Origin of the sequence: Stenotrophomonas sp. 2YAF22, assembly GCF_052114665.1 — a bacterium.
GTDB lineage: Bacteria > Pseudomonadota > Gammaproteobacteria > Xanthomonadales > Xanthomonadaceae > Stenotrophomonas > Stenotrophomonas indicatrix.
In genome coordinates this window covers 1-8335 of the sequence record NZ_JBFRFE010000125.1, presented here as the reverse complement: position 1 = coordinate 8335, position 8335 = coordinate 1, and the positions used below count along the sequence as shown (strand labels likewise).

The 8335-nt window shown below is 62.9% G+C and carries 6 protein-coding genes and 7 tRNA genes; all 13 read left to right on the top strand.

Annotated features, from left to right (window positions below):
- The first annotated feature begins 11 nt into the window (after nt 1–11).
- Nucleotides 12–87: transfer RNA gene (locus AB4Y84_RS07310), tRNA-Lys, on the top strand.
- A 151-nt stretch (nt 88–238) separates the two neighbouring features.
- Nucleotides 239–314, top strand: a tRNA-Lys gene (locus AB4Y84_RS07305).
- 255 nt (nt 315–569) lie between these two features.
- Nucleotides 570–896 carry a hypothetical protein gene (locus AB4Y84_RS07300; protein WP_442243925.1) on the top strand — a complete coding sequence of 109 codons (327 nt, stop codon included), beginning with the start codon at nt 570–572 and terminating at the stop codon, nt 894–896.
- A gap of 123 nt (nt 897–1019) precedes the next feature.
- Nucleotides 1020–1104: transfer RNA gene (locus AB4Y84_RS07295), tRNA-Leu, on the top strand.
- A gap of 191 nt (nt 1105–1295) precedes the next feature.
- Nucleotides 1296–2591, top strand: coding sequence for a trigger factor (tig, locus tag AB4Y84_RS07290; RefSeq protein ID WP_223494343.1), 1296 nt, complete (start codon nt 1296–1298; stop codon nt 2589–2591).
- 76 nt (nt 2592–2667) lie between these two features.
- The gene (clpP, locus tag AB4Y84_RS07285) at nt 2668–3294 is read left to right on the top strand and encodes an ATP-dependent Clp endopeptidase proteolytic subunit ClpP (protein WP_025878142.1); all 627 of its coding nucleotides are present in this window, start codon (nt 2668–2670) and stop codon (nt 3292–3294) included.
- A gap of 126 nt (nt 3295–3420) precedes the next feature.
- Entirely contained in the window at nt 3421–4710 is a 1290-nt protein-coding gene (gene clpX, locus AB4Y84_RS07280) for an ATP-dependent Clp protease ATP-binding subunit ClpX (protein WP_025878143.1), read from the top strand.
- Between the two features lie 142 nt (nt 4711–4852).
- Nucleotides 4853–7306: an endopeptidase La gene (gene lon / locus AB4Y84_RS07275; RefSeq protein WP_442249933.1), complete on the top strand. Its 2454-nt coding sequence runs from the start codon at nt 4853–4855 to the stop codon at nt 7304–7306.
- 218 nt (nt 7307–7524) lie between these two features.
- Entirely contained in the window at nt 7525–7797 is a 273-nt protein-coding gene (locus AB4Y84_RS07270) for an HU family DNA-binding protein (RefSeq protein ID WP_004146343.1), read from the top strand.
- An 11-nt stretch (nt 7798–7808) separates the two neighbouring features.
- Nucleotides 7809–7883, top strand: a tRNA-Val gene (locus AB4Y84_RS07265).
- A 25-nt stretch (nt 7884–7908) separates the two neighbouring features.
- Nucleotides 7909–7985, top strand: a tRNA-Asp gene (locus AB4Y84_RS07260).
- Between the two features lie 89 nt (nt 7986–8074).
- Nucleotides 8075–8151: transfer RNA gene (locus AB4Y84_RS07255), tRNA-Asp, on the top strand.
- 107 nt (nt 8152–8258) lie between these two features.
- Nucleotides 8259–8335, top strand: a tRNA-Asp gene (locus AB4Y84_RS07250).

The following is an 8335-nucleotide window of genomic DNA, read 5'->3' as shown; positions in this document are numbered from 1 at the left end:
CTGAGTTTCAAGGGCTGTTAGCTCAGTTGGTAGAGCAGTTGACTCTTAATCAATAGGTCCAAGGTTCGAATCCTTGACAGCCCACCAAGACAGAAGCCATCGGGTCCGCCCGGTGGCTTTTTTCTTCAAGATGTAACCCTTCGCGATGGATCGCCGGTTGCGGTGCTTGTTTCAACGACGTTGAAGAAAGTGCTTGCAACGCCCTCGCGGATCGGGTCATAATTCGCCCCCCGATTTCGGGCTGTTAGCTCAGTTGGTAGAGCAGTTGACTCTTAATCAATAGGTCCAAGGTTCGAATCCTTGACAGCCCACCAGACGAAAGCCACTTGGTCCGCCAAGTGGCTTTTTTCTTTCCTGCAACAGCTTCGGTAGATCCACGCCATGCGTGGATGAAGGCCGCACGAAGCGCGCAGTCCACGCATCGCCTGGCTCTACTGAAGCGTGGCTGAAATCAGCGTCACATGCGTCATCAGCATGTTCAATGCTGTGAGCTGCTTCTCACCGGTTGCTGCCGGCATCGCTCCCAATAGGTGTTCCGCGCCGAAGGCGCATGCATGAGGAGTGCTTCGATGACGTTCAACAAGAGCATGGGCGTGATGCTGTCCGGCCTGGTGGTGGTCGCGCTGTCAGGCTGCAGGGCGGACGAGGCGGCCACCGCCGCTGCGCCGGACTACGCGCGGACGGTCGAGCGATCTGCGGATGTCGACCACGTCGCTGCACAGCCGGTGGAGGGTCGCGACGCCACGCAGTCGACCGGTGCGACAGGGGAGGCGCTGCCTGCTGGCGCGGTTGAAGTGGCGCGCTCCGTCGATGGCGCCACGCTGGAAACGCCCAGTGATGATGCGGCCGGCGTCCCTGCGGGCGAAACACCCGAGCCCGCGCTGGCCGCCCGCTGACCCGGATCGGCTTGGGGCGGGATGCGCCCAGGCCGACTCCAAAGGGTAATTTCCCCGTTCAGTTTTGTGGAAGCCTTCCGCTTTCCGCCCCCGCCTGCAACAATGAACACCTGAGCCGGCCACGCGAAAGTGGCGGAATTGGTAGACGCCCTGGATTTAGGTTCCAGTGCCGCAAGGCGTGGGGGTTCGAGTCCCCCCTTTCGCACCAGGCCGGCCCGTCCCCCGCCCAGTCGGGCATTCCGCGTCAACCCCTGCGCCCGGCCGTGCTGGCGGCGCCGCCCGAATTGGGCGAAACTAAAGGGCTGCGGCAAGCAGGCGCGTCATCGACGTCGCGTCCTTACAACCGTTTCATCCATCATCGAGCCGGGGGCCAGGGCGCCACCGGTGGCAGGAGTCAACATGCAAGCTTCGATCGAAACCATCGGCAACCTGGAACGCCGCCTGAGCTTCTCGCTGCCGGAAGACCGTCTGCAGAGCCACATCAACGGCCGCCTGGGCGAAATCGCCCGCACCACCCGCATCAAGGGTTTCCGTCCGGGCAAAGTGCCGGCCAAGGTGATCGAGCAGCGCTTCGGCGCGCAGGTCCGTGGCGAGGCGCTGGACGGCCTGCTGCGCGAAACCTTCGACGCCGCCGTGCGCGAGCACGACCTGCGCATCGTCGGCAGCCCGCGCATCGACAAGGGTGACGAGGGTGAGTTCTCCTTCGTGGCCACCGTCGAAGTGGTGCCGGACTTCGGTGACATCGACGTCAGCAAGCTGACCGTGGTGCGCCACACCGCCGAAATCACCGATGCCGACATCGACCAGATGATCGAGAACCTGCAGACGCAGCGTCGCAGCTGGTCGCCGGTCACCCGCGCTGCGCAGGACGGCGACCTGGTCGCACTGGAAACCTGGTCGCAGGCCGGTGACGAGCGCCTGCCGGCCGAAGGCACCGAGAAGGGCAGCATCGTGCTCGGCCAGGGCATGATGTTCGAGACCATCGAGCAGGGCCTGGTCGGCATGTCCAAGGACGAAGAGAAGACCCTGGACGTCGAGTTCCCGGCTGACTGGCGCGTGCCGGCGCTGGCGGGCAAGACCGTGCAGGTCACCGTCAAGGTCAGCGACGTCTCCGAGCCGGTCGTGCCGGCCGTCGATGAAGCCTTCATCAAGAGCTTCGGCGTGAAGGGCGGCGACGTCGAGCAGTTCCGCAGCGACATCCGCGCCAACCTCGAGCGCGAGCTGAAGGGCGCACTGATGAACCGCCTGCGTCGTGAAGTCGGCGAGCAGCTGATCGCGGCCTACGCATCGGTGGAAATGCCGCCGCGCCTGGTCGAGAACGAAGCCCGTGCCATGCTGGCCCAGCAGGTCGAGCAGATCCGCCGCAGTGGCCGCAACCCGGGCGAGATCCCGGCCGACGCCCACGAAGGCTTCAAGGACGCTGCTGCCAAGCGCGTGCTGGTCGGCCTGGTGGTCGGCGAAGTGGCCCGCAGCAACGACCTGCGCCTGGAGCCGAAGCGTCTGAATGAAACGATGCGTCTGATCGCCTCGACCTACGAAGAGCCGGAACAGGTCATTGAGATGTACCGCAACGACCCCCAGCTGATGTCTGGCCTGCAGAACCGCGTGATGGAAGAGCAGGTGATCGACTGGATCGCCGAGCGCGCCCAGCACACTGAAGAAAAGCTGTCGTTCCAGGACGCGATCCGCCAGTAATCCCGGGCGGATCCCCGGATACCCCGCGCCAGCCCTGGCGCGGGGTTGTTTCCCCCCAAGATAGGTACCTCACGAAATGGACAACCGAACCAAAGCCCTGAACATGGTTCCCATGGTGGTCGAGCAGACCAGCCGCGGCGAGCGTGCCTACGACATCTATTCGCGCCTGTTGAAGGAGCGCCTGATCTTCCTGGTTGGCCCGATCGACGATCACATGGCCAACGTGGTGGTGGCGCAGCTGCTGTTCCTGGAAGCGGAAAACCCGGAAAAGGACATCAGCATCTACATCAACTCGCCGGGTGGCGTGGTCACCGCCGGCATGGCGATCTACGACACCATGCAGTACATCAAGCCGGACGTGAGCACCATCTGTGTCGGCCAGGCCGCCTCGATGGGCGCGCTGCTGCTGGCGTCCGGTGCAGCCGGCAAGCGCTATGCGCTGCCGAACTCGCGGGTGATGATCCACCAGCCGCTGGGCGGCTTCCAGGGCCAGGCCACCGACATCGACATCCACGCACGCGAGATCCTGACCCTGCGTGCGCGCCTGAACGAAGTGCTGGCCAAGCACACCGGCCAGTCGCTGGAGACCATCGCGCGTGATACCGAGCGCGACAACTTCAAGAGCGCGGTCGATGCGGTCGCCTACGGCCTGGTCGACCAGGTCCTGGAGCGTCGTCCGGAAGAGTCGATCCAGGCCGGCTGACCGGCACTCACGGGGCCATGGCAGGCCCCGTTCCTGCAGGGTCGGGTGGACTGATGTCCCTCCGGCCCTGTGTTATTCTCGAATCGAACCCCCGTTCAGCGGGTGGGGTAACTGGGTAAGCGAAGCATGAGCGAAGACCGCCAAGGTCGTTCCACGGACACCGGCAAGATCCTCTACTGCTCTTTCTGCGGCAAGAGCCAGCATGAAGTGCGCAAGCTGATTGCCGGTCCGAGCGTGTTCATCTGCGATGAGTGCGTGGAGCTGTGCAACGACATCATCCGAGAGGAGCTTGAGGAAAAGGCGCAGTCGGCGCGCAGTTCGCTGCCCAAGCCGCGCGAGATCCTCGAGGTGCTCGACCAGTACGTGATCGGACAGAACCGCGCCAAGCGGACCCTGGCCGTGGCCGTGTACAACCATTACAAGCGCATCGAGAGCCGCCAGAAGAACGACGAAGTCGAACTGGCGAAGTCGAACATCCTGCTGGTCGGTCCGACCGGTTCGGGCAAGACCCTGCTGGCCGAGACCCTGGCCCGCCTGCTCAACGTGCCGTTCACCATGGCCGACGCCACCACGCTGACCGAAGCCGGTTACGTGGGCGAGGACGTGGAGAACATCATCCAGAAGCTGCTGCAGAAGTGCGACTACGACGTCGAGAAGGCACAGCAGGGCATCGTCTACATCGATGAAATCGACAAGATCTCGCGCAAGAGCGAGAACCCGTCGATCACCCGCGATGTGTCCGGCGAAGGCGTGCAGCAGGCCCTGTTGAAGCTGATCGAAGGCACCGTGGCCAGCGTTCCGCCGCAGGGTGGGCGCAAGCATCCGCAGCAGGAATTCCTGCAGGTGGACACCAAGAACATCCTGTTCATCTGCGGCGGCGCGTTTGCCGGCCTGGACAAGGTGATCCAGCAGCGTTCCAACGACGCCGGCGGCATTGGCTTCGGCGCCAAGGTGAAGAGCAGCGAGCGCAAGCAGGAAGTGGGCAAGGTGCTGGCTGAAGTCGAGCCGGAAGACCTGATCAAGTTCGGTCTGATTCCCGAGTTCGTGGGCCGCCTGCCGGTGGTCGCGACCCTGGAGGAGCTGGACGAGCCGGCCCTGATCCGCATCCTGACCGAGCCGAAGAACGCCATCACCAAGCAGTTCAAGAAACTGTTCGAGATGGAGAACGTCGAGCTGGAGTTCCGTCCGGACGCCTTGTCGGCCATCGCCAAGAAGGCGCTCAAGCGCAAGACCGGTGCCCGTGGCCTGCGTACCATCGTCGAATCGGTCCTGCTGGACACCATGTACGACCTGCCGTCGCAGGAAAACGTCAGCAAGGTTGTTGTGGATGAATCGGTGATCGAGCACAAGTCCGAGCCGTACCTGATCTACCAGACCCCGCCGGTCCCTGAACAGAAGGCCGCTGGCGCCGAATGATTCTTTCAACTTGTTGAATAGAAAGAATTTTCTCGGAACGTCTTGCATCTGAAAGCCGATGGCCCCATAACGGGGCCATCGGCTTTTTTTGTCTCCGGAAGATGCCCTCCCGGAGACGGTTTTCCCCTTCCCTGGAGCCCCCATGGCCCGTTCCCCAAGTGAGACCCTCGACCTGCCGGTCCTGCCGCTGCGCGACGTAGTGGTATTCCCGCACATGGTCATTCCGCTGTTTGTCGGCCGCGACAAGTCCATGCATGCGCTGGAACAGGCGATGGAAGCGGACAAGCGCATCCTGCTGCTTGCGCAGAAGTCGGCCGAGACCGATGACCCGCAGGCCGCCGACCTCTATCAGGTCGGCACCCTGGCGCAGGTGCWGCAGCTGCTGAAGCTGCCCGACGGCACCATCAAGGTGCTGGTCGAAGGCCTGTCGCGCGTGCAGGTGACCAGCGTCAGCGAACGCGATGGATCGCTGCACGGCCAGGCCGTGGAAATCGATGCCACCGATGCACGCGAGCCGCGCGAGATCGAGGCGATCGCCCGCTCGCTGATGTCGCTGTTCGAGCAGTACGTCAAGACCAACCGCAAGCTGCCGCCGGAGCTGCTGCAGACCCTGGCCGGCATTGATGAGCCGACGCGCCTGGCCGACACCATCGCCGCGCATATCAGCGTGCGGTTGTCGGACAAGCAGCGCCTGCTGGAAACGCTGGCCGTGGGCGAACGCCTGGAGATGCTGGTCGGCCTGGTCGACGGCGAGATCGACGTGCAGCAGATGGAAAAACGCATCCGCGGCCGCGTGAAGTCGCAGATGGAAAAGAGCCAGCGCGAGTACTACCTCAACGAACAGATGAAGGCCATCCAGAAGGAACTGGGTGACCTGGACGATGCGCCGGGCGAACTGGAAGAGCTGGCGCGCAAGATCGCCGAAGCGGGCATGCCCAAGCCGGTGGAAGCCAAGGCGCGCAACGAGCTCAACAAGCTCAAGCAGATGTCGCCGATGTCTGCCGAAGCAGCGGTCGTGCGCAACTACCTGGAGTGGCTGCTGGGCGTGCCGTGGAAGAAGCGCAGCAAGGTGCGCAAGGACCTGAAGGCCGCGCAGGACACCCTCGATGCGGATCACTACGGCTTGGAGAAGGTCAAGGAACGCATTCTTGAATACCTGGCAGTGCAGTCGCGGGTGAAGCAGATGAAGGGCCCGATCCTGTGCCTGGTCGGGCCGCCGGGCGTGGGCAAGACCTCGCTTGGGCAGTCCATCGCCAAGGCCACCAACCGCAAGTTCGTGCGCATGTCGCTGGGCGGCGTGCGCGACGAAGCCGAGATCCGTGGCCACCGTCGTACCTATGTCGGTTCGATGCCGGGCCGCATCGTGCAGAACCTCAACAAGGTCGGCAGCAAGAACCCGCTGTTCGTGCTGGACGAGATCGACAAGATGTCGATGGACTTCCGTGGCGATCCGTCCTCGGCGCTGCTGGAAGTGCTCGACCCGGAGCAGAACAACGCATTCAATGACCACTACCTGGAAGTGGACCTGGACCTGTCCGAAGTGATGTTCGTGGCGACCTCCAACTCGCTCAACATCCCGGGCCCGCTGCTGGACCGCATGGAAGTGATCCGCATCCCTGGTTACACCGAGGATGAGAAGCTCAACATCGCTACCCGTTACCTGTCGCCCAAGCAGATCAAGGCCAACGGCCTGAAGCCGGAGGAGCTGGAGATCGGCAGCGATGCGATCCAGGACATCGTGCGCTACTACACGCGCGAATCCGGCGTGCGCAACCTGGAACGCGAGATCGCCAAGATCTGCCGCAAGGTGGTGAAGGAAATCGCGCTGGGTGGGCCGCAGCCGGTGGCGAAGGCGAAGAAGGGAGCGCGCAAGTCCAAGGCGCTGGTGAGCGTGTCGAGCAAGAACCTGGACAAGTACCTGGGCGTGCGTCGCTTCGACTTCGGCCGTGCCGAAGAAGAGAACGAGATCGGCCTGGTCACAGGCCTGGCCTGGACCGAAGTCGGTGGCGATCTGCTGCAGATCGAATCGACGCTGGTACCGGGCAAGGGCCAGCTGATCCTGACCGGCCAGCTCGGCAACGTGATGAAGGAATCGGCGTCGGCGGCGTTGTCGGTGGTGCGTTCGCGTGCCGAGCGCTTCGGCATCGATGCGGACTTCCTGCAGAAGCACGACGTGCATCTGCATGTACCCGATGGTGCGACGCCGAAGGATGGCCCCAGTGCCGGTGCGGCAATGGTGACATCGCTGGTGTCGATGCTGACCAAGGTCGCCGTGCGCGCCGATGTGGCGATGACCGGCGAAATCACCCTGCGTGGTCGCGTCACCGCGATCGGCGGCCTGAAGGAGAAGCTGCTGGCTGCCCTGCGCGGCGGAATCCGCACGGTGATCATCCCCGATGAAAACCGCAAGGATCTTGCCGACATTCCGGTCAACGTCACCCGCGATCTGGAGATCGTGCCGGTGAAGTACATCGATGAAGTGCTCGATCTGGCGCTGGAACGTCCGCTGGCACCGAAGAAGACGCGCAAGAGTGCGCAGCGCGTCACGGTGCGCAGCAAGGCCAAACCGAGTGGAAACGCGCGCGTCAAGCATTGATGCGTCCTGTCGAAATGCTTGAAACCCGCGTCGTTGCTGGCTTTCCAGCTTGCGTGGGGGTAGGGCCGCTGGTATAAAAGCAGCACTCGCGAATGAGTGATCGCAGTCAGCGCTCACTGAATTCGGCGAACCGTTTCCACATGGCAACCGCATGCAGACGTCGTGCGGTTGCTTCCCTGTCGAATACGCGGAACCCACCGCCAAAGGAGTTGTAAAGAATGAACAAGACCGAATTGATCGATGCCGTTGCTGAAGCTGCCGACCTGACCAAGGCCGAGTCCAGCCGCGCTGTCGATGCCGTCGTTGCTGCCGTCACCAAGGCGCTGAAGGACGGCGATGCGGTCACCCTGGTTGGCTTCGGTACCTTCCAGGTCCGCGACCGTGCTGCCCGCACCGGCCGCAACCCGAAGACCGGCGACACCATCAAGATCGCTGCTTCGAAGAATCCGTCGTTCAAGGCTGGTAAGGCCCTGAAGGATGCTGTAAACTAAGCGGCTCGCTGGGGTGCTTAGCTCAGCGGTAGAGCGTCTCCTTTACACGGAGAGGGTCGGGGGTTCGAAACCCTCAGCACCCACCACAGCACCGCGGTAAGTTTGAAATGTGGAGCGGTAGTTCAGCTGGTTAGAATGCTGGCCTGTCACGCCGGAGGTCGCGGGTTCGAGTCCCGTCCGCTCCGCCATTTTCAACGAGGCCCCCGGCCGAAAAGCTGGGGGCCTTGTTTTCTCTCCAACCACCCGGTTGCAGAGAAAACAAAGAGGTCTGCAATACGGAGCGGTAGTTCAGCTGGTTAGAATGCTGGCCTGTCACGCCGGAGGTCGCGGGTTCGAGTCCCGTCCGCTCCGCCATTGCAAAACTCTTAAATCCTCGTGAAAAAACTTTGAAAAAAGTGTTCAGCGGGGTAGGTTTTCAGGAAGTCTTCGGATATACTGAGCGCCTGCAAAGTTTCAAGCGCGGAGCGGTAGTTCAGCTGGTTAGAATGCTGGCCTGTCACGCCGGAGGTCGCGGGTTCGAGTCCCGTCCGCTCCGCCA

Excerpts from the sequence above, each read along its gene's own strand:
- AB4Y84_RS07300 (WP_442243925.1), top strand. The coding sequence starts at position 570 with ATGACGTTCAACAAGAGCATGGGCGTGATGCTGTCCGGCCTGGTGGTG.
- tig (WP_223494343.1), top strand. The coding sequence starts at position 1,296 with ATGCAAGCTTCGATCGAAACCATCGGCAACCTGGAACGCCGCCTGAGC.
- clpP (WP_025878142.1), top strand. The coding sequence starts at position 2,668 with ATGGACAACCGAACCAAAGCCCTGAACATGGTTCCCATGGTGGTCGAG.
- clpX (WP_025878143.1), top strand. The coding sequence starts at position 3,421 with ATGAGCGAAGACCGCCAAGGTCGTTCCACGGACACCGGCAAGATCCTC.
- AB4Y84_RS07270 (WP_004146343.1), top strand. The coding sequence starts at position 7,525 with ATGAACAAGACCGAATTGATCGATGCCGTTGCTGAAGCTGCCGACCTG.